The 26,090-nt window shown below is 71.6% G+C and carries 21 protein-coding genes and 2 tRNA genes; 11 read left to right on the top strand and 12 right to left on the bottom strand.

Annotated elements, in window-relative coordinates; translation table 11 throughout:
- The first annotated feature begins 20 nt into the window (after positions 1–20).
- Positions 21–770 (top strand): IclR family transcriptional regulator, encoded by a 750-nt coding sequence (locus CWN80_RS13755; RefSeq protein WP_007927877.1) that lies wholly within the window; start codon positions 21–23, stop codon positions 768–770.
- Between the two features lie 225 nt (positions 771–995).
- On the opposite strand, the gene CWN80_RS13750 is transcribed toward CWN80_RS13755, so the two are convergent.
- From CWN80_RS13750 to CWN80_RS13725, 6 genes are all read right to left on the bottom strand, one after another.
- A tRNA-Glu gene (locus CWN80_RS13750) sits at positions 996–1,068 on the bottom strand.
- 99 nt (positions 1,069–1,167) lie between these two features.
- Positions 1,168–1,239: transfer RNA gene (locus CWN80_RS13745), tRNA-Gln, on the bottom strand.
- Between the two features lie 96 nt (positions 1,240–1,335).
- Complete coding sequence (gene gltX, locus CWN80_RS13740) at positions 1,336–2,886, bottom strand: glutamate--tRNA ligase (RefSeq protein ID WP_007927878.1); 1,551 nt, start codon at positions 2,884–2,886, stop codon at positions 1,336–1,338.
- Between the two features lie 33 nt (positions 2,887–2,919).
- The gene (locus tag CWN80_RS13735; protein WP_007927879.1) at positions 2,920–4,176 is read right to left on the bottom strand and encodes a WXG100 family type VII secretion target; all 1,257 of its coding nucleotides are present in this window, start codon (positions 4,174–4,176) and stop codon (positions 2,920–2,922) included.
- 129 nt (positions 4,177–4,305) lie between these two features.
- Positions 4,306–4,641: a YnfA family protein gene (locus CWN80_RS13730; RefSeq protein WP_007927881.1), complete on the bottom strand. Its 336-nt coding sequence runs from the start codon at positions 4,639–4,641 to the stop codon at positions 4,306–4,308.
- A gap of 12 nt (positions 4,642–4,653) precedes the next feature.
- The gene (locus tag CWN80_RS13725) at positions 4,654–5,430 is read right to left on the bottom strand and encodes a fumarylacetoacetate hydrolase family protein (RefSeq protein WP_007927884.1); all 777 of its coding nucleotides are present in this window, start codon (positions 5,428–5,430) and stop codon (positions 4,654–4,656) included.
- Between the two features lie 36 nt (positions 5,431–5,466).
- On the opposite strand from CWN80_RS13725, the gene CWN80_RS13720 reads away from it, so the two are divergent.
- Positions 5,467–6,351 carry a hypothetical protein gene (locus CWN80_RS13720; protein ID WP_007927886.1) on the top strand — a complete coding sequence of 295 codons (885 nt, stop codon included), beginning with the start codon at positions 5,467–5,469 and terminating at the stop codon, positions 6,349–6,351.
- A gap of 44 nt (positions 6,352–6,395) precedes the next feature.
- On the opposite strand, the gene CWN80_RS13715 is transcribed toward CWN80_RS13720, so the two are convergent.
- Complete coding sequence (locus CWN80_RS13715) at positions 6,396–7,544, bottom strand: PucR family transcriptional regulator (protein ID WP_128277433.1); 1,149 nt, start codon at positions 7,542–7,544, stop codon at positions 6,396–6,398.
- A gap of 86 nt (positions 7,545–7,630) precedes the next feature.
- On the opposite strand from CWN80_RS13715, the gene CWN80_RS13710 reads away from it, so the two are divergent.
- From CWN80_RS13710 to CWN80_RS13675, 8 genes are all read left to right on the top strand, one after another.
- Positions 7,631–8,170 carry a hypothetical protein gene (locus CWN80_RS13710; protein WP_007927891.1) on the top strand — a complete coding sequence of 180 codons (540 nt, stop codon included), beginning with the start codon at positions 7,631–7,633 and terminating at the stop codon, positions 8,168–8,170.
- Positions 8,167–9,225: an acyl-CoA dehydrogenase family protein gene (locus tag CWN80_RS13705; RefSeq protein ID WP_007927893.1), complete on the top strand. Its 1,059-nt coding sequence runs from the start codon at positions 8,167–8,169 to the stop codon at positions 9,223–9,225. Before CWN80_RS13710 ends, CWN80_RS13705 begins: the two co-directional genes overlap by 4 nt.
- A gap of 71 nt (positions 9,226–9,296) precedes the next feature.
- Positions 9,297–10,586, top strand: a complete 1,290-nt coding sequence (locus CWN80_RS13700) for a bifunctional PIG-L family deacetylase/class I SAM-dependent methyltransferase (protein ID WP_238148252.1) — start codon at positions 9,297–9,299, stop codon at positions 10,584–10,586.
- The gene (locus CWN80_RS13695; RefSeq protein ID WP_238148250.1) at positions 10,583–11,281 is read left to right on the top strand and encodes a glycosyltransferase family 2 protein; all 699 of its coding nucleotides are present in this window, start codon (positions 10,583–10,585) and stop codon (positions 11,279–11,281) included. Before CWN80_RS13700 ends, CWN80_RS13695 begins: the two co-directional genes overlap by 4 nt.
- Complete coding sequence (locus CWN80_RS13690) at positions 11,281–12,363, top strand: glycosyltransferase (protein WP_007927908.1); 1,083 nt, start codon at positions 11,281–11,283, stop codon at positions 12,361–12,363. The genes CWN80_RS13695 and CWN80_RS13690 overlap by 1 nt, the downstream gene beginning before the upstream one ends.
- Entirely contained in the window at positions 12,360–13,403 is a 1,044-nt protein-coding gene (locus CWN80_RS13685; RefSeq protein WP_007927910.1) for a glycosyltransferase, read from the top strand. Before CWN80_RS13690 ends, CWN80_RS13685 begins: the two co-directional genes overlap by 4 nt.
- A complete protein-coding gene (locus CWN80_RS13680; protein ID WP_128277432.1) occupies positions 13,396–14,241 on the top strand; it encodes a glycosyltransferase family 2 protein in 846 nt (281 codons plus the stop codon). Before CWN80_RS13685 ends, CWN80_RS13680 begins: the two co-directional genes overlap by 8 nt.
- 31 nt (positions 14,242–14,272) lie before the next feature.
- The gene (locus CWN80_RS13675; RefSeq protein WP_040881314.1) at positions 14,273–14,950 is read left to right on the top strand and encodes a helix-turn-helix transcriptional regulator; all 678 of its coding nucleotides are present in this window, start codon (positions 14,273–14,275) and stop codon (positions 14,948–14,950) included.
- A 205-nt stretch (positions 14,951–15,155) separates the two neighbouring features.
- On the opposite strand, the gene CWN80_RS13670 is transcribed toward CWN80_RS13675, so the two are convergent.
- Complete coding sequence (locus CWN80_RS13670) at positions 15,156–16,337, bottom strand: zinc-dependent alcohol dehydrogenase (RefSeq protein ID WP_007927914.1); 1,182 nt, start codon at positions 16,335–16,337, stop codon at positions 15,156–15,158.
- A 24-nt stretch (positions 16,338–16,361) separates the two neighbouring features.
- A complete protein-coding gene (locus CWN80_RS13665) occupies positions 16,362–18,467 on the bottom strand; it encodes a catalase (protein ID WP_007927918.1) in 2,106 nt (701 codons plus the stop codon).
- Between the two features lie 227 nt (positions 18,468–18,694).
- Here CWN80_RS13665 and CWN80_RS13660 point away from each other — a divergent pair, with 227 nt between their 5' ends.
- Positions 18,695–22,114, top strand: a complete 3,420-nt coding sequence (locus tag CWN80_RS13660; RefSeq protein WP_128277431.1) for a bifunctional proline dehydrogenase/L-glutamate gamma-semialdehyde dehydrogenase — start codon at positions 18,695–18,697, stop codon at positions 22,112–22,114.
- A gap of 43 nt (positions 22,115–22,157) precedes the next feature.
- On the opposite strand, the gene cimA is transcribed toward CWN80_RS13660, so the two are convergent.
- The 3 genes from cimA to CWN80_RS13645 form a co-directional block, all read right to left on the bottom strand.
- On the bottom strand, positions 22,158–23,738 hold the full coding sequence (gene cimA, locus CWN80_RS13655; RefSeq protein WP_007927920.1) for a citramalate synthase: 1,581 nt from the start codon (positions 23,736–23,738) through the stop codon (positions 22,158–22,160).
- Between the two features lie 376 nt (positions 23,739–24,114).
- Complete coding sequence (locus CWN80_RS13650) at positions 24,115–24,903, bottom strand: HAD family hydrolase (protein ID WP_007927923.1); 789 nt, start codon at positions 24,901–24,903, stop codon at positions 24,115–24,117.
- A 34-nt stretch (positions 24,904–24,937) separates the two neighbouring features.
- The gene (locus tag CWN80_RS13645) at positions 24,938–26,038 is read right to left on the bottom strand and encodes a branched-chain amino acid aminotransferase (protein WP_128277430.1); all 1,101 of its coding nucleotides are present in this window, start codon (positions 26,036–26,038) and stop codon (positions 24,938–24,940) included.
- Positions 26,039–26,090 lie beyond the last annotated feature (52 nt).

The raw sequence follows: 26,090 nt of genomic DNA, 5'->3' as shown, positions 1-26,090 counted from the left end.
TGAGATGTCAATATCACTCCATGGACAACGGTAGCGGAGTTGGCGTTCTCGACAAGGCCGCCGTCGTGCTGGGCGCTCTCGAAGCGGGTCCCTCGACCCTCGCCCAGCTCGTCGCGGCCACCGGTCTGGCACGCCCTACGGCACATCGCCTCGCGGTCGCCCTCGAGCACCACCGACTCGTCGCGCGCGACATGCAGGGGCGCTTCGTCCTCGGCCCACGCCTCGGCGAGCTGGCCGCCTCGGCCGGCGAGGACAAGCTCCTCGTCGCCGCCAACCCCGTCCTCGGCGCCCTGCGCGACCACACCAACGAGTCGGCGCAGCTCTTCCGCCGCCAGGGCGAGCACCGTGTGTGCGTCTCGGCCGCGGAGCGCCCGGTCGGTCTGCGCGACTCGATCCCCGTCGGCGCAACGTTGTCGATGCAGGCCGGCTCCGCCGCCCAGGTCCTGCTCGCGTGGGAGGAGCCCGACCGGCTGCACCGCGGCCTGCAGGAGGCGGCCTTCACCGCGACGATGCTCTCGGCGGTGCGCCGCCGCGGGTGGGCGCAGAGCGTCGGCGAGCGCGAGGCGGGCGTCGCCTCCGTCTCGGCCCCCGTCCGCTCCCCCAGCGGACGGGTCATCGCCGCCGTGTCGATCTCGGGCCCGATCGAGCGCCTCTCCCGCCAGCCCGGTCGCCTGCACGCCGCGACCGTCATCGCCGGCGCCAACAAGCTGACCGAGGTCCTGGAGAAGCACGCCAAGGCGGCCGAGGCCGCCGACCGCGACACCGAGTGACGGCCCGCTCCCGGACAGGCAGGGCGGCGCGCTGCCGATGTCCTTCGTCGTCGCGTGGTCACGTCGTCGTTCTCGACATCGGCTTGATGCTGCGCCACCCCACCTGACCGTCCGCTGCTCACGAACGTCCGGGACGCGCCTCGCCCTTCACCTGGAGCCGCCTGGTGGGAGAAGTCAGGTACGACAAAGGCCCCCGCTTTTCAGAGCGGGGGCCTTTGACCGATGTAGCCCCGACGGGATTCGAACCCGCGCTACCGCCTTGAGAGGGCGGCGTGCTAGGCCACTACACAACGGGGCCATATGTGCTTCCCAGTCCGGCTGACCGGCTGGGCAACGGAGAGAACCTTAACCCCGAAGGGGGCTCTTTCCGAAATCGAGCGGCGAACCGCTCTCAGCGCTGGGGTACCAGGACTCGAACCTAGAACAACTGAACCAGAATCAGCCGTGTTGCCAATTACACCATACCCCAAGGGGGTATCACCGACCCTTCGGACCGAAGTCCGCGCGGCCTGTGAACCGAGTGACGATGCTACCCGCGAAAGGGCGTCACCCCAAATCGCCCCGATCAGCCCAGCGAGGAGCGCAGCGCGCGCAGGCGCGTGAGCGTCGAGTGCTGCCCCAGGATCTCCATCGACTCGAAGAGCGGCGGGCTGATCCGCGCCCCCGACACGGCCGTGCGCAGCGGCCCGAAGGCGAAGCGAGGCTTGATGCCCATGCCGTCGACGATCGCCTCGCGCAGCGTCGCCTCGATCTGCTCGGCGTGCCACTCGTTGCCCGCCCGGCTCTCCTCGGAGAGGACCCCGGCCGGCACGTGCAGCGCCTCGAGCGCGCCGATCGCCGCGTCGAGCACCTCCCCGGCGTTGTCCTTCAGGCCTGCACGCGCGTCCTCGTCGATCTGCAGGTCGGCGTCGGCTGTGTAGAAGGGCCGCACCAGGGCGCTCGCCTCGGTGAGCAGCGCGATGCGCGTCTGGATGAGCTCGGCGACCGACTTCAGCCGGGCCAGCTCACCCAGCGAGGGGTTGTCGCCGAGCACCCCGTCGGCCTGCAGGTAGGGCTGCAGCCGCGCGGTGAAGTCGGCCAGGTCGAGGTCGCGGATCCACGCGCCGTTGAGCCACTCGAGCTTCTTGAGGTCGAAGATCGGGCCGACGGTGTTGACCTTGCTCCACGCGAAGTCGCGGCTGAACTCCTCGAAGGTGAACTTCTCGACGTCCTGGCCGTCCTCCCCCTTCGCCGGTGGGTAGGCCAGCAGGCCGAGGAAGTTGACGACGGCCTCGGGCAGGTAGCCCTGCTCCTGGAACCACGTGAGGCGGGCCTCGGGGTTCTTGCGCTTGGAGATCTTCGACTTGTTGGTGTTGCGCAGCAGCGGCATGTGGGCAAACTTCGGCGGCTCGAGGCCGAGCCACTGGTAGAGCAGCACGTGCTTGGGCGTCGAGGAGATCCACTCCTCGCCGCGCACGACGTGGGTGATGCCCATCTCGTGGTCGTCGACGACGACGGCCATGTGGTAGGTCGGGAAGCCGTCGGCCTTGAGGATCACCTGGTCGTCGGGGCGCGGTGCGGAGACGGTGCCGCGGATGACGTCCTCGAAGGTCGTCGGCGCGTCGTCGGGCACGAGCATGCGCACGACCGGGGTCTCGTTGAAGCCCTCGAGCTCGGCGCGCTCCTCACGCGTCTTGCCGACGCACAGGCGGTCGTAGCCGGTGGGCAGCTTGAGCTTCTGCTGCTTCTCACGCATGGCCGTGAGGCGCTCGGTGGAGCACCAGCAGTAGTAGGCGTGGCCGTCCTCGATGAGCTTGTCGACGTACGGCCGGTAGGTCTCCAGACGCTCGCTCTGCCGATAGGGCGCGTAGGGGCCGCCGACGTCGGGGCCCTCGTCCCAGCGCAGGCCGAGCCACCCGAGCGTGTCGTAGAGCTGCTGCTCGCTCGTCTCGTTGAAACGGGCCCGGTCGGTGTCCTCGATGCGCAGGACGAACTGACCACCCTGCTGCCGCGCGAAGGCGAGGTTGAAGAGGGCCATGTAGGCGGTGCCGACATGGGGGTCGCCGGTCGGCGAGGGCGCGACGCGCAGGCGGACGGAGGACGCGGAGGGTGCAGCGTGTGCGGAGGAGTCGCTCATGATGGCCCGATCGTATCGCCGTCACCGGCCGGATCAGTCGGGGTAGCGCTCCTCGAGTGCCTGCTCCATCGGGTCCCAGTGGTGACCCCACACGCCCGCGCCGAGGTCCGCACCGGTCTGCGCCACCTCGGCGATGTCACGTGCGGTGTCTAAGGGGTTGAGGTCGAATCCGGAGGTGACGGCGCCGACCATCGTGCCGATGATCGCGCCCGTCCGCACGACGGCGTCCCCCTGGGCGCTCTGCGGGGTCTCGAGGACGATCTGGGTGCCGGGCGCGTCGGGCATGAGCCCCGACAGCGGCCCGCTCTGCTGCTGCTGGGTGAGGATGTCGGTCGACGTGCTGTAGGTGCGGATCTGCCCCTGGTCCGTCGCCGCCAGGACCGAGGCCGCCGTCGCTCCCCCACCGCGCAGCTCGGCCGCCACCTCCGCGGTGTTGTCGTGCACGCCGGCCGCGTCGAAGGTCACCGCGGGCTGACCCGTGGCCATCGCCGCCGCCGCGGCCAGACCACCACCGAGCGAGTGGCCGGTGAAGGTGACCTCTCCGCCCGTCGCCACGTCAAGCTGCTGGGCCAGGGCCATCGCCTGGGTGTACTGCTGGGCGGGCAACCCCACACCCTGCCGGCCGTTGTCCAGCCAGTCCGACAGCTCGGAGTCGCTGCCGCGGAAGGCGAGCACGTATCCCCCGTCGGCCGTGCGGTAGAGCGCTGACTGCAGGCCGCTGCCCGCGTCCTCGAAAATGGCGGGGTCGATGCCCAGGGCGTGCAGGTCGTCGTCCGACACCTCGGAGTACCCCTCGGGCAGGTCGGGCTGGCTGTCGTGCAGCAGCGGGTGGTCGTAGAGCCCGTTGTCGGGACCGTAGACGTGGTGGGCCAACGCCCACAGGTCACGATCGACCGGCTGCCCCTCCGTGCCGCGCACGTCCTCGTCGAAGCTCGACCCGGTCCGCGGGTCCGGCGTGGGAGGTCCGGTCCGCGGTGCGGCCGGGCCCGGGGTGGACGGTGTGGCGGGTGCGCCACCTGAGCCACCGCTCGCCGCGACCTGCTCGTCCGCCTGCGCCCGCAGTGCGCGGGCCACCGTCGTCAGCCGGGTCGTGCAGTCGCCGAGGGCCCGCTCGGCGAGCCGCCACTCCTGCCGGAAGTCGTCGAGGTCGCTCCCCTGCCAGGCGGCGGTGAGCAGGCCGAGCCGGGTCGTGCCGTCGGCGTGCACCCGGGCCACGCGAGCGGCCTCGTCGTCGAGTCGCGAGGCGACCTCGCGCAGTCGCTCGGCATCGGTGCCGTGGGTCAGGGTCATCGTCGCTCCCGCCGTGGATGAGACGACCGTAGCGGCGGGTGACCGGTGGCGACATGGGGAGGACTCCCCCCTTCGAGGCTCCTCCGTCGCACCTCAGGACGACGCCTTCACCGGGTGGGCCGCAGGGGGTCAGCCCGACCGGGGTGCGTACATGATGACGGCGACGCCGGTCAGGCAGATCAGCGCGCCGGCGACGTCCCAGCGGTCGGGGCGAAAGCCGTCGAGGGCCATGGCCCACAGCAGCGACCCGGCGACGAAGACCCCGCCGTAGGCGGCGAGGATCCGCCCGAAGTTGGCGTCGGGCTGGAGGGTGGCGACGACGCCGTAGAGCCCGAGCGCGAGCACGCCAGCCCCGACCCACACCCAGCCGCGGTGCTCGCGCACGCCCTGCCAAACGAGCCAGGCCCCGCCGATCTCGAGGACCGCCGCGAGGACGAAGAGCGGGACCGAGCGGGCGGCGTCCATGTCAGCCGCGCGTCACTCGGACGCGACGAAAGGGTTGGACAGCGTGCCGATGGCGTCGATCTCGACGTCGACCCGCTGACCGGCCGTCACCGGGCCGACCCCCGCCGGGGTGCCGGTGAGGATGACGTCGCCGGGCAGCAGGGTGAAGGACCGGGAGGCGTGGCTGATCAGGGCCGCGACGCCGTGGACCATGTCCGAGCTGTGGCCGTCCTGGACGACCTCGCCGTCGCGCAGGGTCGTGATCGACACGTCCTGCGGGTCGAGGTCGGTCTCGATCCACGGGCCGAGTGGGCAGAAGGTGTCCATGCCCTTGGCCCGCGCCCACTGGCCGTCGCCGCGCTGCAGGTCACGCGCCGAGACGTCGTTGGCGATGGTGTAGCCGAAGATGACCTTCTTGGCCTCCTCGGGCTGGATGTCCTTGCACATCCGGCCGATGATCACCGCGAGCTCACCCTCGTAGTGGACCTCGGAGGTCAGGGCGGTCGGGATGACGACCGGGTCGTCGGGGCCCACGACCGCCGTGTTGGGCACGAGGAACATCATCGGCTCCTCGGGCACGTCGTTGCCCATCTCGGCGGCGTGGTCGGCGTAGTTGCGCCCGATGCCGATGATCTTGCTGCGCGGGATGACGGGTGCGAGCAGCCGCACCTCGTCGACCGTCGTCGTCCTGCCGGTGAGCTCGATCCGCTGGTAGAGCGGGTCGCCGGTCACCTCCGCGATCTTCTTGCCGTCTGCGTCGACGAGCCCGTAGACGGGGTCGTCACCTTGGGTGTATCTCGCGATGCGCACGAGTCCACCCTAGGCGACTGCCTACCCTGTGGTGCGATGCTCCCGACGACCCTGACCCGCGACGAGTGGACGACGCGTGCCCGCGAGCACGCCACCGCCGTCGACGAGTTGACGGCCGGGCACCGCGAGCGCCGCGCCCGGGGCGAGCGGCACCCGGTCGAGGACTTCCTCTTCGAGTACTACGCGCACCGGCCGAGCCACCTGCGCCGATGGCACCCCGGCCCGGGCGTCGCCCTGCGCGACGCGCCGGAGTACGCCGACCGCTCCGGCTACGTCGTGAGCGGGGGCGTCGCCCGGCTCGACCTCGACGGCCTCGTCGGGCGAAGGGGGCGGACCGTCGCCTTCGTGCGGGACCTGCTCCTCGCGACGCTGTCGCGCCCCGGCACCCACGACTGCTTCGGCCTGCACGAGTGGGCGATGGTCTACCACCTCCAGCCCGGCGAGCAGCGGCACGAGCAGCTCCCCCTTCGTCTGGGGCAGGAGGCGACCGACGCGGTCGTCGACGGCCACCGGATCCGGTGCAGCCACCACGACGCCTACCGCTTCTTCACCCCCGACGCGGTGGAGCTGAACTCCCTTCGCCCCACCCGTGAGGACCAGGTCGAGCACGAGCAGCCGGCCTGCCTGCACGCCGGCATGGACGTCTACAAGTGGTGCTTCAAGCTCGCGCCGGCTGTGCCCTCGGAGCTGACGCTGCGGGCCGTCCGGCACGCGCTGCAGGTGCGCCGGCTCGACATGCAGGCCTCGCCGTACGACGTGTCAGGCTTCGGGCTGGACCCCGTCGCGATCGAGACGCCGCAGGGCAAGGCGGAGTACGTCGCCCGGCAGCGTGAGCTGATGACGACCTCCAACGCGCTGCGGCGAGAGCTCGTCGACGTCTGCGACCGGCTGCTCGCCGCGCCCGAGTCCGCATTTCCCTAGGGAAATGCGGGCTGGAGTGCGCATTTCCCTAGGGAAATGCGAGCTCAGGGGCGCAGGACGAGCAGGCCGAGGTGCAGCTCGAGGCGGTCGCGCCCGCGCGAGAGGTCGAGACCGGTGATCGCCTCGACCCGGCGCAGCCGCGCGTAGACGCTCTGCCGGTGCAGGCCGAGATGGGCCGAGGTCGCGGCGACGGAGCAGCCCCCTTCGAGGTGGGCCCAGGCGGTCTCGACGAGATCCGGTGCGGCGGAGAGCAGCTCGGCCACCGCGGGCGTGCGCACCGCGGCGAGCAGCTCGTCACCCGCGGTCGTGCCGAGCAGCCGCTCGATGCCGAGCGCGGCCCACGGGTGGACGCGGGCGGCGGCCGGCGGACGGTCGATGTCGCCGGGGGCCGGCCGCACGACGCGAAGGGCGGCCCGCGCCTCCCGCAGCGAGCTCGCGACCTCGGGCAGCGGCACGAGCTCACCCACACCCGCGACGACGTGCGCCTGGTTGACCCGACCGAGCACCTGCAGCGCCGCCTGCGCCTGCTCGTGCACCTCCGCCTCCCCGGCCGCGGGGACGACGAGCACGAGGTCACCGGATCGCTCGGCGACCCCGACGTGACGCGGCAGCCCGCCCGGGCCGTGCACCTCGTCGGCGCGCAGGCGGGTGCCCGGCGCCGCCCCGAGCACGACGACGGCCGCCCGGACGCTCGGGTCGACGGCCAGCTCGTCCGCGAGCTCGCGGGCCGGGCCGCTCCCCGAGCGCGGACCGGCCGCGACGAGGTCGAGGACGAGCCGCTCGGTCTCGCGGCGACGGGAGACCAGCCGGGCGAGGTGCTCCCCCGCGCGATCGGCCACCACGCCAGCCGCCGTCACGCGCTCCGCCGACAGGCCCCCCGGCGGCTCGACCGCCCACAGGTAGCCCTGGACGACCCCGTGCCAGCGGGCCGGCAGGCACAGCCGGGCACCCGTCCCCCGCTCCGGGTCCGCCGGGATGTGCACCGGGCCGCTCGCCCGCGCGATGCCGAAGGCCTCGAACCACTCCCGAGTACTCGGGTGCGCACCCCTCGACATGACGGTCTCGACCCGCACGCTGTCGGCGTCACCGGCGTGCGCGGCGAAGGCGAGCAGCCGGAAACGACGGTCCTCGAGGGTCACCGGGGCGAGGAGGATCGCGGAGGCCTCGTCGACGAGGTCCTGCAGATCGGCCATCGGACAAATGTAGGCGGAGCGGCCCACTGCACCAGGCCACCCCTAGGGGTGTTGCAGCCCGGGCCCGCCCTTCCTACTGTCGAGAGATGACGATCTACAGCACCACGGTCCGGGCCGCGCACCTTGTCACCAACGCCGCCTGGTTCGGCGGTTCGCTCATGGGCGCCGTCGCTCTCAACCCCGCATCACGAGTGGGCGACAGCGCTCAGGAGCGCTCACGCATCGCCGACGAAGGGTGGACCTCGTGGGGACCTGTGCAGGCCGGCGCGATCGGCGTGCACCTCCTGAGCGGGCTGGCGATCGTCGCCGACAACAAACGGCGCGTCGTGGTCCACCCACCGACCACAACTGCAGTCGTCGTGAAGACGGCTCTCACCGGCGTCGCGCTGGTCGCGAGCGCCGCCGCGTATCGCGAGGGGGCCCGGCTCGGTCGTGCCCAAGAGGCCGGCGACCGGGACCCGGAGGCGGCCCAGCGCGTCCGCGACCTCTCTGCCCGTATGCGCTGGCTCCAGTGGGCCACCCCGATGGCGACGGGCGGCCTGCTCGTCCTGGACGCCGCCCTCGGCGAGCAGCAGCGTGGTCCGGCCGGTCTCCTCGATCGCGCGTCGTCGCTGCGACGTTCATGACGACCAGCACGGCCGCCTCGCGGCCCTTCAGCTTCTTGGCTTGGGCGGACCAGGACCTCGTCCTCGCCGCCCGCGACGTGGCGGCAGACATCCCGGCGGCACTGTCGCTGGCGATCGACCTGAGCCCGCTCTCCTCCCACCTGGGGACGAGCACATGGTCCTACCTGCAATCCCTGGGCTCCCTCGGCGCCGGCGATCTCACCGTCGCCCGGGTCGTCGAGCCGCACCTCGATGCGCTGAGCATCCTGGCGCAGGCGGCCGACGCACACCCTGGCGCCGACGGTGACGACGTGACCGTCAGCGCACCGCGGGGCAGCACCTGGGGCGTCTACGCGGCCCACTCCCCGGACACCCATCTGGACGCCACCCGCTCGGATGCGGGCTGGCGTCTGTCGGGGAGCAAACCGTGGTGCTCGCTCGCGGCCCACGTCAGCCACGCAATCATCACCGCGCACGTGTCCGCCGAGCGGCGGCAGGCCTTCGCCGTCGACCTGTCGCACCCCGGCATCCGACGGGACGATGCGTCCTGGGCTTCGCGCGGGCTCGTGGACGTGCGCAGCACCGGCCTGGACCTGCACGACGTCCCGGCGACCCCCGTCGGCCCGGCCGGGTGGTACCTGACCCGACCGGGATTCGCGTGGGGTGGGGTCGCCGTGGCGGCCGTGTGGTTCGGAGCTGCGGCAGCCCTCGCGCAGCGCGTGCTCGACGCTGCATGTCGCCGGGAGCCCGATCAGATCGCGACCTGGCACCTCGGTCGCCTCGACCGGGCTCTGCGGGCCGCCGAGCTGGAGCTGCGGGCGGCAGCCGCCGCGATCGACGCGGGGACGGCCACGGGTGCGGCGGGCGCCTTCATGGCCGCCCGGGCCCGCGACGCGGCAGCGTCCGCCGCCCACGTCTGCCTGACCGAGGTGGCTCGGGCGCTGGGGCCGGCTCCGCTGACCTTCGACGAGGAGCACGCCCGTCGGGTCGCGGACCTCACCGTCTACGTCCGGCAGCACCATGGCGACCGCGACCTGGCGCGCACCGGAGCGTTGCTCGTCGAAGCCGCACGATGACCACCCGGACGCCACGCCTGGACCACCCCGACGGCGAGCTGCGGTGGGTGGGCGACCCTCGATGGTCATCGGTGACGACACCCACGACGCGTGCCGTCATCGGCGACCACCACCACCTGCTCGTCGTGGCAGCCCACCCGGACGACGAGTGCTTGGGCGCCGGGGCCTTCATCGCCGATGCCGCCGCGCTCGGCGTGGACGTGACGCTGCTGATCCTGACCAGCGGGGAGGCGTCGCACCCTCGCTCCTCCACGGTGAGCCGTGAGGACCTGGGCGCTCGTCGGCGCGCCGAGGGCGAGCGAGCCGCCGCTGAACTCGCGCCGGCCGCACACGTCGTGCACGTCGGGCTCCCCGACGGCGGCCTCGCAGAGCGCCAGGAGGAGATCTCGGCTGCCGTCGCCTCCTTCTGCTCCGCGGGCACCCTCGCCCTGGCCCCGTGGACGTCGGACGGACACCCCGATCATGACGCTGCTGGTCGCGCAACCCGCACCGCGGTCCTCTCCCGGACGTCCGCCGGAGAGGCGGGGGTCAACCTGGCCCACTACTTGGTGTGGTTCTGGCACTGGGGCGAACCCGACCTGCTGCCGTGGTCGGACCTCGTCGTCGTCGACGCGACCCTGGACGCCCAGTCCCGTCGCACGCGGGCGGTCCAGCGGCATCACAGCCAGGTCCAGCCGCTCTCGACGGCCGCGGGTGACGAGGCGTTGCTGACGGACGCAGTGCTGGCGCCGACCGTGCGTGGCTTCACCACCCTGGTCCTGCCCGACCGCGGCAACCTGCGCCCCGATGCGCCGAGTTCGCAGCGACCCGCCACGTTCGACGCGATGTTCGACTGCGGCGAGGACCCCTGGTCGAGCGACACCTGGTACGAGCGGCGCAAACGTGCCCTGACCACGGCCGTCCTGCGACGCGAGCGGTACGAACGGGTGCTCGACCTCGGATGCTCCACGGGTGCGCTCACGCGCGACCTCGCGTCGCGGTCGGGTGACGTCGTGGCGATCGACGTCAGTCAGCGCGCACTCGACATCGCTGCTCGCGACGCACCGAGCGGCCTGACCTGGATCAGGGGTGAGGCCCCCTCCATCATCACCGAGCTGAGCGGACCCTTCGACCTCGTGGTGATGTCCGAGGTCGGCTACTTCCTCACGCCCTTCGAGCTGTGGCTCACCCTCGGCGGTCTCATCGAGCGACTCGCTCCCGGCGGTGAGCTCGTCCTGGTGAGCTGGCGGCACGCGACCCGCGAGATCCCCTTGGACGGCCCCCGCGTGCACGCTCAGGTCCGCGCCGTGTGTGACCGCTGGTCGGTGGTCACCCTCGTCGAGGAGGACGTCCTCATCGACGTCTACGAGGCGTCCCGATGATCCGCGCCCTGCACGTCGTCGTGCCCGCACGCAACGAGGAGGTGCTGCTCCCCGAGGCACTGGCCAGCATCGACGCCGCTCGGCGCCGGGCGAGCACCGTCCATCCCGAGGTGATGATCGACGTCACGGTCGTGCTCGACCGCTCCGTCGACGGCTCCGCGTCGGTCGTCCGCCGAGCGGGTGTCCGCAGCCTCAGCGTCGACCACGGCAATGTCGGCGCCGCCCGACGCAGTGGGGCCACCGCTGCCCTGAGAACCGCCGCGGCCCTTCAGATCGGTGTCGATGACCTCTGGCTCGCCTCGACCGATGCCGACACCGTCGTCCCCCCGCATTGGCTGGTCGGACACATCGACCTCTCCCGGACCCATGACGCGGTCATCGGCACCGTCGAGCCGCGCGGTCTGACCGACTCGCGCGTGCTGATGGAATGGCGCGCCCGGCACCACCTGGTCGAAGGGCACCCTCACGTGCACGGCGCCAACCTGGGCCTGCGTGCGAGCACCTACCTCGCCATCGGAGGGTTCCGCGCGATGGCGAGCGACGAGGACGTCGACCTCGTGCGGCGCATCCGCGCTCACACGCCGTCATGGGTGGCGACGGACACGGTGCGAGTGTCCTCCTCGGCCCGTCGGAACGGTCGGTGCCGGGGTGGTTTTGCGGAGTACCTCACCGACCTCGCGGACGAGGTGGGCTAGTGCGCATCGCCATGCTCGCCACCTCGCGTCACCCCATCGCCGAGCCCTATGCCGGTGGCCAGGAGTCGCACACTGCGCTGCTGGCGCGCGGACTGCGGGAGCTCGGGCACCACGTGCGGATGTACGCGCCCGCGGGCAGCGACCCCCGTGTCGCCGACGAGCTCGTCCCCTATCGCGGTCTGCCCGACCTCAGTGCCGTGGCCGCGCTCGACCGCCAGTTGCCCGAGCCCGACTTCCTGCGCGACCACGCGGCCTTCACCGCGGCTGTCGTCGACCTCCTCGCCAGGCCCGTCGACGTGGTCCACAACCAGAGCCTGAACTTCCTCCCGCTGGCTTTCAGCCCGGCGGTGGCCGCACCACTGGTGACGACGCTGCACACTCCCCCCTTCCCCTGGATGGAGCTCGGGGTCGACCTGGCGAGCCCGCGCGTGGAGTACGTCTGCGTCAGCCGCACCAACGCGGCAGACTGGAGCACGCTGCCCACCCGCCCGAGGGTCATCCACAACGGGGTCGCCGACGACGGCGGCGGCTCGGGCGCAGGGGGCGAGGACCTGGTGTGGGTCGGCCGTCTGACGCACACCAAAGGATGCGACCTCGCCATCTCCGCCGCGCGACGAGCCGGGCGGCGCCTGACCATCGTCGGCCCGGTGAGCGAGCGGGGGTGGTTCGACGACGTCATCGCGCCCCAGCTCGACGATCGTGTGAGGTACGCCGGACATCTGCCGCACTCCGAGTTGGCCGCGCTCGTGCGCGCCAGCGCGGCGACCTTGGTCACCCCGCGGTGGGAAGAACCCTTCGGCCTCGTCGCGGCGGAGTCTGCGACGTGGGGAACCCCGGTCATCGCTCTGGATCGGGGTGGTCTCGCAGAGTTCGTCACCCCGGAGATCGGCGTCCTCGTGAGTGCCCGGGGGGACGCCGACAGCATCGTCCGGGGACTGAGCGACGGCGTGGACGCAGCGGCTTCGCTCCCCCGCGAGGGCGTGCGCCACGCCGCCCTGAGGGACCTGGGCTCGGAGCGGATGGTGCACGAGTACGCGAGCCTGTACCGCGAGCTCGTCGGCTCGGGACGAGGCCGAGCGTGAAGGTCGGCTGGTACGTGCACCACCACGGCTCCGGGCACCGCACCCGAGCGATGCTCGTGGGCCGTCGGCTGGCCACGCACGGGGTCGATGTGACCCTCCTCGGCTCAGGGCTGGACCTGGCCGCCACGCGCGCCGCCGGACTCGAGTCCGTGCCGCTGCCCCACGACGCTCCTCTCGCCGACGGCGCATCGGCCAGCGACGCCGACGTGACGATGCGCGGCCTCATGCACTGGGCACCGTTGGGCCACCGGGGCTTCAGCGAGCGCATGACGACCATCGCACGGTGGATCCAGGTGCACGAGCCCGACGTCGTCGTCGTGGACGTCTCGTGCGAGGTGACCGTGCTCGTCCGGCTCCTCGGCGTCCCGGTCATCGTCGTGGCACAGCCGGGACTGCGGCGCGACGCGCCGCACCAGAGCGCTCTGGCCGCAGCCACCGCCGTTCTCACCCCATGGCCGGAGTGGGCCCACACGCAGCTGTGGTCGACCGGGACCTTCGCCGCACGCGTCGTGGCCGTGGGAGGACTAGCCCGCAGCCCGCGAGCAGCCATCGCCTCGGCAGGCCGGCACCGGACGAACGCCCGGGACGGCGTGCGTCGCGCCACGGGTCTCATCCTCTCGGGCTCCGAGGGATTCGACCGCGGAGACCTGCCGATGAGCATCGTCCGCTCGGCCCCACACCTCGACTGGCAGGTCGCGGGCGGAGACGTCTGGGTCCCGGACGTGCGCAGCCTGATCGCTCGCGCGGACGTCGTGGTCACCCACGGCGGGCAGAACGCCGTGGCTGACGTCGCCGCTGCCGGTGTGGCGGCATTGGTCGTGCCACAGCGCCGACCCTACGAGGAGCCGGAGCACATGGCCGCGACCCTCGACGCCGCAGGTCTTGCGACCGCGGTCCGGCCCGAGGACCTCGACACGATCGACTGGGCCTGCGCGCTCGACACGGCCTTGGCGCGAGGCGGCCGGGGGTGGGTGCGGTGGGAGTGCGCAGGTGCCGTCGACCGGGCGGCCGCGCTGGTCGAGGCGGTGGCCGGTGGCTGAGCACATCGTGATCGTGACCGTCGTCCACGGCCGGCACGCGCACCTGCGCGAGCAGCGCAGGATCCTGCGCGACGTCTCCCCCGGGACGCCGCACATCATCGTGGCCATGGACGACCACGCCATCGACGACGTCGTCGCTGGCCAGCCGAGCGTGACCGTCATCCATGTCGAGCGCGATCCTCGCGGTCTCCCCCTCGCGCGAGCACGCAACATCGGGGTGCGGGCAGCGCTGCGCTCCGGCGCGGACCTGGTGATCCTGCTCGACGTGGACTGTGTGCCCGGACCACGTCTGGTGAGCTCCTACGAGATCGCTGCCGAGAAAGTTCCTCAGGCCCTGCTCTGCGGACCGGTGACCTACCTCGACGAAGGCGTCCGGGTCCCGGACGACGCCCGCAGGCTCGACGACCTGACCGACCCCCACCCCGCCCGGCCGGCACCAGCGCCCGACACGATCCAGCGCGACGGCTCGCACGAGCTCTTCTGGTCATTGAGCTTCGCGGTCAAAGCGTCCACCTGGGACCTGCTGGGAGGCTTTGCCGAGGAGTACGTCGGCTACGGGGCCGAGGACACCGACCTCGGTCGGGTCGCCCGCGAGCGAGGTGTCGAGCTGGTCTGGGTCGGAGGCGCCCATGCCTACCACCAGCATCACCCGGTGTCACGGCCGCCGGTCGAGCATCTCGTCGACATCGTGCGCAATGCATCGATCTACTGGCGACGTTGGCACGAGTGGCCCATGTCGGGGTGGCTCGACGAGTTCGAGAGGCAGGGCCGCATCATCCGTCGTCCCGGCAAGATCGTGCTCGTCGCGACGGCGGACGGCAACGAGACCCGAGCCTGACCGAGTCGGTGACCGCGGCTATGGTCAGCGCATGAGCGCCCCTGCACGTGGCCCCTTGAGGGTCGCCCTGATCAACGATCACGAGCTGATCATCCAAGGAGTCGCCGCCATGCTCGAGCCCTACGCCGACGTCGTCAGGGTCGTCGAGCTGGATGCAGGGACCACGGTGGCTCAACCGGTCGACATCGCGCTGTACGACACCTACGCCCGCACCGCGTTCGACGGTGACGACCTCGACGTCTTGTGCGCCGCCCCCCACATCGGGCAGGTGGTCCTCTTCACCTGGCATCTCTCCGAGGACCTCATCGAGTCAGCTCGGGCCCGCGGGGTCACCACGGCGATCTCCAAGTCGGTCAGCGCGGAGGATCTCGTCATGGAGCTGACCAAGGCTCACGAAGGGCATCTGCGGGTCATCCCCTTCCAGCCGGACTCCACGCTCCCCACCAACTACTGGCCCGGCCGCGCGGCCGGCCTGACGCCTCGTGAGTCAGAGATCATCGCTCTCGTGACCGCCGGTCTGAGCAACAACGCCATCGCGGAGCGGACGTGCCTGAGCATCAACTCGGTCAAGTCCTACATCCGCTCCGCGTACCGGACGATGGGCGTGGACAGCCGCAGCCAGGCCGTCCTCTGGGGGATCGACAACGGCATGGCCCCGACACGCAAGCGGATCGTCCTCGAGGCGCCGCCCACGCCCGCCGACTACTGACCCGACGCGCTGCCGCGCTGCGACCCCCTTCGACCGGATCGATCGGGTTGAGCCGGCGCGCGGCGCGACACCGTGTACCCGCCTGCCCACCCACGACTGGGTGTGAGCGCGATCGGCGAGCGACCGGCCAGCACCGCGTCGATCGCGGGCGCAGCGCGTCACGAGTGGCCGAGACCGCGTGGGGCCCCGGCCACTCGTGCTGCGGTCACGGCTTCAGCACGACCTTGATGCAGCCGTCCTGCTTCTTCTGGAACATCGAGTACGCGTCAGGAGCCTGTGTCAGCGGCAGTCGGTGGGTCGCAAACGCCTCGAGACCGAGGGGGTCGCCGTCCTCGAGCACGAGCGGCATGATGTCGTCGATCCACCGCTTGACGTGGCACTGGCCCATGCGCAGAGCCAGACCCTTGTCGAAGATCTCCATCATCGGTAGGGGGTCGGCCATCCCGCCGTAGACCCCGCTCACCGAGACCGTGCCCGAACGTCGGACGGCTCCGATCGCCGTGCGCAGTGCGGCGAGGCGGTCGATGCCGACCGTCTTCATCATCGGCTTGGCCAGGACATCCGGGACCAGGCCGACGGCCTTGATGGCGGTCTCGGCCACGGGTGCGCCGTGGGCCTCCATCCCGACCGCGTCCAGGGAGCCGTCGACCCCGCGGCCGTCGGTGAGCTCGCGGATCGCGCCCGGCACGTCATCGGTCTCGTCGGTGTTGATGACGGTCGCGCCGTACTGGCGCGCCCGTGCCAGCCGCTCCGGCACGTTGTCCACGCCGATGACCTGCAGGCCACGCTGGGTCGCGATGGCGACCGCCATCAGGCCGACCGGTCCCAGCCCGATGACGGCGAGGCTGCCTCCGTCGGGCACGTCGGCGTATTCCACCCCCTGCCAAGCGGTCGGGAGGATGTCGGAGAGGTACAGGAACCGCTCGTCGGCCACGCCCTCGGGGACGAGGATCGGGCCGAACTGTGCCTGCGGGACGCGCAGGTACTCCGCCTGGCCCCCCGGGACGGAGCCGTAGAGCTCGGTGAAACCGAAGAGCGAGGCCCCCATGCCCTGCTCGCGCACCTGCGTGGTCTCGCACTGGGCCATGAATCCGCGCTGGCACATCCAGCAGTGCCCGCACGAGATGTTGAAGGGGACGACGACCCGGTCGCCCACCGAGATGTGGGTGACCTCCGACCCCACCTCCTCGACGATGCCCATGGTCTCGTGGCCGAGGATGTCTCCCTTCGACAGGAAGGGACCGAGTGGGTCGTAGAGATGGAGGTCGGATCCGCAGATCGCCGTCGATGTGACACGGATGACCGCGTCGGTCGGGTGCTCGATGCGAGGGTCGGGGACGTCGTCGATGCGGACGTCGCTGCGGCCTTGCCAGGTGAGTGCCTTCATGTGGTGCCTCTCCGTCGTGGTGTCTCAGGCGTCGAGGTCGCGGTCCCACTGGCGTGGTCCGGCGATCCTCGACAGGAATGTCGTGTTGTCCTTGGCCGTGTCCAGGCCCAGGCAGGCCGCGTCGAGCTTGTCGCTGAGACCGGCCGCCGCGACGAGAGCATCGGTGGCGCCGCCGAGCCCGATGACCTTGTAGTGGTTGAAGGCGTCGGTGAGGAAGTCACGCGCTGCTGGCTCGTCGGCCAGGACGGCTCCACCGTCGGGCCCCGTCAGGACCGCGATCGCGTCGTACAGCACCGAGGGGGCGCCGGCGACGGCCTGCGTCGCCTCGAGCAGCGAGTCGTCGGACAGCGTGGCGCCCCCGACGGCCTTGGCGACGACCTCGCAGATGCCGCCTGCCTTGGTCACGGCCTTGCGCAGACGCTTGACCGCGGCCGCGTCCGCGCCGTCGCCGACCAGCAGCCCCAGCTTGCGGCCGGCGAAGGTCTCCTTGGCGTTGGCAAGGATGCTCAGAGCGGGGCTCGGCGGCAGATCCGTGATGGGCTCCGCGGCCGGGACGGAGGCCTCCGGGAGGGGCATCCGCAGGCCCGCGGCCACGCCAGCGGCGAGGTCCTCGTCGACATTGCGCAGGTTGGCGATCATCCGTGACCTGATGGCCGGGATCTCGCACTTGCCCAGCTCGAAGGTGTACGCGAGGACGATGTGCTCCTGCTCGACCGGCGTCTGGCTGACGTAGAACTGCCGGGCCTGACTGTAGTGATCGGCAAAGGACGCGCTGCGCACGCGCCGGGTCTGGCCCTCGACCTCCTCGGGGAAGGGTTGCTGCCCCGGCGCACCCACCTCGCGCGGCCCTCGGTCCTCGCCGCTGAAGGAGTTCGGCTCGTAGGCCGCCCGACCAGGCTGCGGTGACATCTGCATGTGACCGTCGCGCTGGAAGTGAGCGACGGGGCACCGGGGCGCGTTGACCGGCAGCTGGCTGAAGTTGGTGCTGCCGAGCCTCTTCAGCTGGGTGTCGAGGTAGGAGAAGTTGCGGCCCTGGAGCAGGGGGTCGTTGCTGAAGTCGATGCCCGGCGGCACGTTCTGCGTCATGAAGGCGACCTGCTCGACCTCGGCGAAGACGTTGTCGACGAGCCGGTCCAGGGTCATCGTGCCGACAGTCCGGACCGGGATGAGCTCCTCGGGGATGAGCTTGGTCGCGTCGAGGACGTCGAAGTCGAACTCGTCGGCGAAGGCGTCGTCGAAGACCTGCACACCCAGCTCCCACTGCGGGAAGTCGCCGACGGTGATGGCGTCGAAGAGGTCGCGGCGGTGGAAGTCGGGGTCGGCGCCGTTGATCTTGACCGCCTCGTTCCAGACCACGGACTGCATGCCCAGCACGGGCTTCCAGTGGAACTTCACGAAGGAGCTGTCGCCGGCGTCGTTGATGAAGCGGAAGGTGTGGACACCGAAGCCCTCCATCATGCGGAAAGAGCGCGGGATGGCTCGGTCCGACATCTGCCACAGCGTCATGTGGGTCGACTCGGGCATGAGCGAGGCGAAGTCCCAGAAGGTGTCGTGGGCGCTCTGTGCCTGCGGGAAACCGCGGTCCGGCTCCTCCTTGACTGCGTGGACCAGGTCGGGGAACTTCACGGCGTCCTGGATGAAGAAGACCGGGATGTTGTTGCCGACGAGGTCCCAGTTGCCCTCGTCGGTGTAGAACTTCGTGGCGAACCCGCGCACGTCCCGCGCGAGGTCGAAGGAGCCGAGGTTGCCGGCCACGGTGGAGAAGCGGACGAAGGTCTCGGTCTTCTTGCCGGCCGAGGCGAAGATGCTGGCACGTGTGATGTCGGCGAGCGACTCGTGGCACTCGAAGACCCCGTGAGCTCCGTAGCCACGCGCGTGGACCACTCGCTCGGGGATGCGCTCGTGGTCGAAGTGGAAGAGCTTCTCGCGGAACGCGTGGTCGGACATGAGGGTCGGACCACGCTCACCCGCTCGCAGTGAGTTGTTGTCGTCCTCGATCGGGACGCCGTGCGCCGACGTCATGACCGGGCTATCGCCGCCTGCTCGCTGGTGGGTCTCGCCGCCGGCCCCGACGCCGTCGTCGGCAGGTGGATGGGCGTCGTGGTTGGTGGTGCGCTTCGTCGTGGGCATCGAGATGACCTCCTCAGGCTGGCGACGTTCAGGAACCCGCGGCCGGGTCGACGTCTCCTTCGACGCTAGGTAGGGGATGCCCGAGGCACTACCTCCCAAGGGGTGGAGACAGGACGCGTGTCACACAGACCCCGACCGTGCCGACCAGACAGATGTATGTCGATGAGCGGCTTGGGGCAGACGTCTGGCTGTGGTCATCGCCACGTCGCGCGCCTACCGTCGAGAGCATGACGACGACACCCGCCCAGACCGACCCGGCCACCGCAGCGTTCGCCCCCTTCGTCGAGGAGGCCATCGCCCTCGCCGCCCGCTGGTCCGCCGCGGCCAGCGCCGGGGAGACGAAGCGGGAGGCGCAGTCGACCGGCCAGCTCGCCGCGCTCCTGTCCGACCACGAGGGGCTCGACCTCGCCGTCTTCTTCGTCGACCGGGTCGCCCGGCCCGAGGACGACCGGGTCGCGGCCACCGCCCTCAACCGGATCACCGCCTCGGACGCCGCCTCCTTCCTCGGCCCGCTCGACCGCAGCCTGCTCGGCCTCGGCGCCCGCGCCGCGCGGATCGCGCCCAAGGTGGTCGTGCCCGCCGCCCGCGCGCGGATGAAGCAGATGGTCGGCCACCTCATCGTCGACGCCCGCGACCCCAGGCTCGGCCGTCACCTGGCCGCCGCCCGCGAGGACGGCTTCCGCCTCAACATCAACCTCCTCGGCGAGGCCGTGCTCGGCGAGGGCGAGGCCTCCTCGCGCACCGAGCGCACCCGCGAGATCCTCGAGCGCCCCGACGTCGACTACGCGTCGATCAAGGTCTCCTCGCTCGTCAGCCAGATCAGCACGTGGGACACGGCGGGCACCGTCGAGCGCTGCCTGACCCGCCTGCGCCCCCTCTACGAGACGGCCCGGGCCTCGACGCCGCACGCCTTCGTCAACCTCGACATGGAGGAGTACCGCGACCTCGAGATGACGATGGAGGTCTTCACGACCCTCCTGTCCGAGCCGCAGTTCCACGACCTCGAGGCCGGCATCGTCCTGCAGGCTTACCTGCCCGACGCGCTGCCCGCCCTCGAGCGGCTCGTCGACTTCGCCCTCGCCCGCCGCGCGGCCGGTGGCGCCCCGATCAAGGTCCGCCTCGTCAAGGGCGCCAACCTCGCCATGGAGCGGGTCGAGGCCGTCATGCACAGCTGGGAGCAGGCCCCCTACCCGACGAAGGGGGATGTCGACGCCAACTACCTGCGCTGCATCGAGCGAGCCCTGCGCCCCGAGCTCGCGGGCGCGCTGCGCCTCGGCGTCGCCTCGCACAACCTCTACGACGTCGCCGCCGCCCACCTGCTCGCTCAGCACCGCGGCGTCTCGGCCGCGCTCGACGTCGAGATGCTGCAGGGCATGTCTCCCGCCCAGGCCCGCGCCGTGCGCGACGAGGTGGGCACCGTCATCCTCTACACGCCAGTCGTCGCCCCCCAGGACTTCGACGCCGCTGTCTCCTACCTCGTGCGCCGCCTCGAGGAGACCGCGTCGCCGGAAAGCTACCTGCACGCCTCCTTCGCCGACGACCCGTCGGCGATGCCCGACCAGGAGGCTCGCTTCCGGACGAGCGTCGAGGCCATCGGCTCCACGCACGTCGGGCCGCGCCGCTCCGCCGAGCGGGCACCCATCGGTGACCACTTCGACAACACGCCTGACTCCGACCCGGCGCTACCGGCCACCCGCGAGTGGGCTGCCCGGGCCGTCGCCGCACCCCGGCCCGAGCCGACCTCACCTCACCTGGGCAGCACCGCCGCCGTCGACGAGGTCGTCGCCACCGCCCGCACTGCCCACGAGGGCTGGGCCGCGCGGCCTGCCGCCGAGCGAGCAGACCTGCTGCGCAAGGCCGCTCGCGAGATCGACGCCCGCCGCGAGGAACTGCTCGCGATCATGGCCGCCGAGGCGGGCAAGACCGCCGCCGAAGCCGACCCGGAGATCTCCGAGGCCGTCGACTTCGCGCGCTACTACGCCGACCGCGCCCTCGAGCTCGAGGACGGGGCGATGGCCGACGGGGCGCGCTTCACCCCCTTCGCCCTGACGCTCGTGACGCCGCCGTGGAACTTCCCCGTCGCCATCCCCATCGGCGGTGTCCTGGCTGCACTCGCCGCGGGCTCCGCCGTCGTCATCAAGCCGGCGCCGCAGACGCCGGTGTGCGTCGAGGCGACCGTCGCGGCGCTGCACGCCGCCGGGATCCCCCGCGAGGTGCTGCACGTCGTGCGCACCGACGAGGACGAGATCGGTCAGCACCTCGTCGCCCACCCCGACGTCGACACCGTCGTGCTCACCGGCGCTAGCGAGACCGCGCGGCTCTTCGCCGGCTGGCGCGCCGGACGCGAGCACGGGGCCGGCGTCCTCGGCGAGACCTCGGGCAAGAACGCGCTCGTCGTCACCCCGTCAGCCGACCTCGACCTGGCCGTCGCCGACCTCGTCTCCTCGGCCTTCGGCCACGCCGGTCAGAAGTGCTCGGCCGCCTCGCTCGGCATCCTCGTCGGGTCGGTCGCCGACTCCGAGCGATTCCGCCGTCAGCTCGTCGACGCGGTCGAGTCGATCGCCGTCGGGTGGCCGGCGGACCTCGGCACCCGCATGGGCCCGGTCATCGAGGTGCCGAGCGGCAAGCTGCTCCGCGCGCTGACGACCCTCGAGCCGGGCGAGCGCTGGCTCGTGCAGCCGCGTCGCCTCGACGACACCGGCCGGCTCTGGTCGCCGGGCGTCAAGGACGGCGTGCGCCCCGGCTCCTTCTTCCACCTCACCGAGGTCTTCGGACCGGTGCTCGGGCTCATGCGCGCGGACTCCCTCGACGAGGCGCTCGAGCTGCAGAATGCGACCGCCTTCGGCCTGACCGGTGGCCTGCACAGCCTCGACGAGGAGGAGATCGCGCGCTGGACCGAAGCGGTCGAGGTCGGCAACGCCTATGTCAACCGGCACATCACCGGCGCGATCGTGCGCCGCCAGTCCTTCGGCGGGTGGAAGGCCAGCTCGATCGGCCCCGGCGCCAAGGCGGGCGGCCCCAACTACGTCGCCCAGCTCGGCACGTGGTCCGCCGACGGTCTCCCGACGAAGGGGGCGTCCGTCGCCTCCGCGGTCCGCGCCACCGTCGACGCGCAGCTCGCCGGGCTCGGCGACACGGTCACCGACGAGGAGCGCGCCTGGCTCGAGTCGGCGCTCGCGAGCGATGCGGCCGCCTGGGCGGGCGAGCTCGGGGTCGAGCACGACGAGAGCGCGCTGGTCGTGGAGACCAACGTCTTCCGCTACCGCCCGCACCCGCGGGTGCTCGTGCGCGCCGGCGCCGGGGCGCGACCGGTCGAGGTGCTGCGCCTCGTCGCAGCCGCCACCCTCACCCGAGCCCACGTCGTCGTCTCCGCCGACCCATCCCTCAACCTTCCGGCGAGCCTCGGCCACGTGCAGGTCGTCACCGAGGTCGAGGCGGCCTGCCTCGTGCGGGCCCGCCGGACCGCCGACGTGCGCGTGCGCGCCATCGGCGAGGCCCCGCCCACCCTCGTCGACGACCTCGTCGCCGGTGGTGTCGACGTCATCACCGGCGAGGTCCTGGCGACCGGACGCCGTGAGCTGCTCCCCTTCGTCCGGGAGCAGGCCGTGAGCACCACCCGGCATCGCTTCGGTCACGTGGCGGGCTGATCGCTGCCAGCGGGTGGAGGTCCTGGCCTGACCCTTGCGCGGGTCAGCGCACGGGCACCCCGGCACGCATCAGGCCGTAGGTGATGCCGTCGAGCAGCGCCTCCCACGAGGCCTCGACGATGTTGGGTGCCACCCCGACGGTCGTCCACGAGGTGTGCTCGTCGCTGTGCTCGATGAGCACCCGCGTCGTCGCGTCGGTGCCGTGGGCGGCATCGAGGATGCGCACCTTGTAGTCGATGAGCTCGATCCGCTCGATCTCCGGGTAGACCGCGACGAGAGCGTGGCGCAGACCCTGGTCGAGCGCGTTGACCGGGCCGTTGCCCTCCCCCGTCGCGACGAAGCGCTGCCCGCCCGCGGTCGCCTTGACCGTCGACTCCGAGAGCGCGTCGGCCCCACCGCGGGCGTCGATCATGATCCGCCAGGACTCGACCTGCGCGTACTCCAGCGACTCCTCCTGCACCTCACGCCGCAGCAGCAACTCGAAGCTCGCGTCCGCCGCGTCGAAGGTGTAGCCCCGCTGCTCGAGATCCTTGACCTTGGCGAGCACGCGCGCGAGCGCCGCGTCGTCGCCGGTGAGGTCGACGCCGAACTCCCGGCTCTTCAGCTCCACCGTCGCCCGCCCGGCCATGTCGGAGACGAGCATGCGCATGTCGTTGCCCACGTCCTTGGGCTCGATGTGTTGGTAGAGGTCGGGGTCGACCTTGATCGCGCTCGCGTGCAGACCGGCCTTGTGCGCGAAGGCGCCCGAGCCGACGTAGGGCTGCCGGGAGAAGTGCGGGAAGTTGGTCACCTCGCTCACCGCGTGCGAGATGCGTGTCGCGTCCTGCAGGCGGTGCGGCTCGACGAGGTCCATGCCGAGCTTGAGCTGGAGGTTGGCGACGACGGTGATGAGGTCGGCATTGCCGGTGCGCTCGCCGTAGGCGTTGACCGTGCCCTGGACGTGGTCGGCGCCGGCCTCGACCGCGGCCATCGTGTTGGCCACCGCGCAGCCGGTGTCGTTGTGGCAGTGGATGCCCAGCCGCGCCCCGGTCGCCTCGATGACGTCGGCGACGGCCGCGCTCACCTGGCCGGGCAGCATGCCGCCGTTGGTGTCGCACAGGGCGACGACCTCGGCCCCGGCCTCGTGTGCGGCGCGCACGCAGGCGAGTGCGTAGTCGCGGTCGAGGTGGTAGCCGTCGAAGAAGTGCTCGCCGTCGACGATGACGGTCCGGGCCTGACCCACGAGGTGGGTCACGGTGTCGGCGATCATCGCGAGGTTTTCGTCGCGGGTGGTCTTCAGCGCCCGCTCGACGTGCCCCGGGTGCATCTTGGCGACGAGGGTGATGACCTCGGCGCCGGAGTCGAGCAGCGCCTGCACCTGCGGGTCGGTGGCGGCGGAGCCGCCGGCGCGCCGGGTGGCGCCGAAGGCGGCGAGCGTCGCCGTGTGCAGCTGCAGCTCGGTGCGAGCCCGGCGGAAGAACTCGGTGTCGTTGGGGTTGGCCCCCGGCCACCCCCCTTCGATGTGGGTGACACCGAGGTCGTCGAGGTGACGGGCGATCGTCAGCTTGTCCACGACCGAGAGGTTGATGCCCTCCTGCTGGGCACCGTCGCGCATGGTCGTGTCGTAGACGTGGAAGCCGTGCATCGTGGGTTCTTCCGGTTGGGGCGAAGGGAGGCACTCGCCTCCGCGGTGAGTGTGACACCTGCTCGTCGCGCCCGTCCGTGGCGGGGGTGATGCTCCGGACCCGTCCGCTCGTCTCGTCCCCTGCCCGAGAAAAGCGAAAGACCCCCCGGGTGTGGGAGGTCCGCGCGACGAGCAGGTGGCTCGTCGCGCCTAGATAATGAGCTCGGCTGCGGTGGCAGCGCGGGTCGTCATCTGGGGCATCACCTGGTCACCATGGCACCGTCCCACGAGCCGGTCACCGACCGTCCGCCCTTCGAGACGCTCGCAGAGCGAGCTCCTCAGGGACCGGTCGGACCCACACTCCCTGAGGAGGCCGCCCGCGGCCGTCTCGAAGGGACTACAGCAGCCCCTCGAGCACCTGCGCGACCCCGTCGTCGTCGTTGGCAGGGGCGTGGTCGGTCGCGGCCGCCAGGACCTCGGGATGCGCATTGGCCACGGCGAAGGACCGCCCGGCCCAGAGGAGCATCGGCAGGTCGTTGGGCATGTCACCGAAGGCCCACACCTCCCCCGCGTCGATCCCGAGCTCCGCGCACCAGCCGGCGAGCGCGGCAGCCTTGGTGACCCCCTTCGCCGAGACCTCGGCCAGCCCGCCGGCACCGCTGAAGGCCACGACCGCGCGGTCGCCGACGATCTCGGTGACCGCGGTGATGAACTCGTCGTCGGTCAGGTGCGGGTTGCGGGCGAGCAGCTTGCCGACGAGCGCGTCGTCCAGCCGCTCGATGGCCGGGGTCGTCACGAGGTTCTCCGGGTGGTCGTGGATCGCGGCAAACATGCTCTCCGCGGCCAGCCCGGTGTGCCGCTCGGCGGCGAAACCCGTGCCGGGCAGCTGGTCGCGCAGGTCGAGCACGATCTCGGTGACGACCTCGCGCGGGATGGAGCGCACGCCGAAGACCCGCCGCTCGGCGACGTCGTAGCGGAAGGCACCGTTGCCGCAGATCGCAACTCCGCGCGTGCCGACGACGTGCGCCAGCTCGTCGAGCCAGCGCGGGGGGCGGGCGGTGACGAGGACCGTCTCGAGCCCTGCATCGGCGACGGCACGAAGGGCGTCGACCGAGCGGGACGAGACGGTCCCGTCACTGCGCAGCAGGGTGCCGTCGAGATCGGTGGCGATGAGCCGAGGGGTCACGTGGGCTACCTCGGTGCGGTGCTGGCGTGGCTGCTCAGGCGAGCCGGGTCATCCAGCCGCGGGTGTCCTCGGCGACGCCGTACTGGATGTCGAGCAGGCTCTGGCGGATCGTGCGGGTGATCTCGCCTCCGCCCTCACCACCGGTGGACGGGGCGGAGCCGCCGGCCCAGCGCAGCTCGCCGACCGGCGTGACGACGGCGGCGGTGCCGCAGGCGAAGACCTCGGTGATCTCGCCGGAGGCCACGCCCTCCTTCCACCAGTCGATCTCGATGCGCGACTCTTCGGGGGTGAGGCCGAGGTCGGGGGCGAGCGCGAGGATCGAGTCGCGGGTGACGCCCTCGAGGATCGAGCCGGTGAGCGCGGGGGTGCGCAGCTTGCCGTCCTTGGTGACGAAGAAGAGGTTCATGCCGCCGAGCTCTTCGATGTAGGTGTGCGTCGAGGAGTCGAGGAAGACGGCCTGGTCGCAGCCCTGGGCCTGACCCTCGAGCTGGCCGGCGAGCGAGGAGGCGTAGTTGCCGCCGCACTTGGCAGCCCCCGTGCCACCGTCGCCGGCGCGGGCGTAGTCCTGGCTGATCCAGAGGTTGACCGGCGTGAGGCCACCGGAGAAGTAGGCACCGGCCGGGCTGGCGATGACCGAGAAGGTCACCTCGTTGGCCGGTCGCACCCCGAGGAAGGCCTCCGAGGCGAACATGAAGGGCCGCAGGTAGAGGCTCGTCTCGCCCGTGCCGTAGGCGGGCACCCAGGCCTCGTCGGCCTGGACGAGCGCGCGGATCGCCCCGACGAAGTCCTCCTCCGGCAGCACCGGCAGCGCGAGCCGCTCGCAGCTGCGCGCCATGCGCGCCGCATTGCGGTCGGGGCGGAAGGTCCACACCGAGCCGTCCTCGTGTCGGTAGGCCTTCATCCCTTCGAAGACCTCCTGCGCGTAGTGCAGGACGGCCGCGGCCGGGCTGATCTGCAGCGGCCCGAAGGCGCGCACCTGCCCGTCGTGCCAGCCCTCCCCCTTCGTCCACGTGGCGAGGGCCATGTGGTCGGTGAAGGTCGACCCGAAGCCGGGGTTGGCCAGGACGGCCTCGCGGTCGGCGTCAGGAAGGGGGGCGTCGCTGCGGGTGGTGGTGAAGGTCAGCTCGGCGGTCATCAGTGGCACGTCTCCTCGGGTCCGATGTGGTGCAGGTTACCCCCCGAGCGAA

It is taken from the genome of Janibacter hoylei PVAS-1, from assembly GCF_004025845.1.
Lineage (GTDB): Bacteria > Actinomycetota > Actinomycetes > Actinomycetales > Dermatophilaceae > Janibacter > Janibacter hoylei.
Note: the sequence above shows the minus strand (reverse complement) of the source record. Positions and strands in the feature narration are given on the sequence as shown.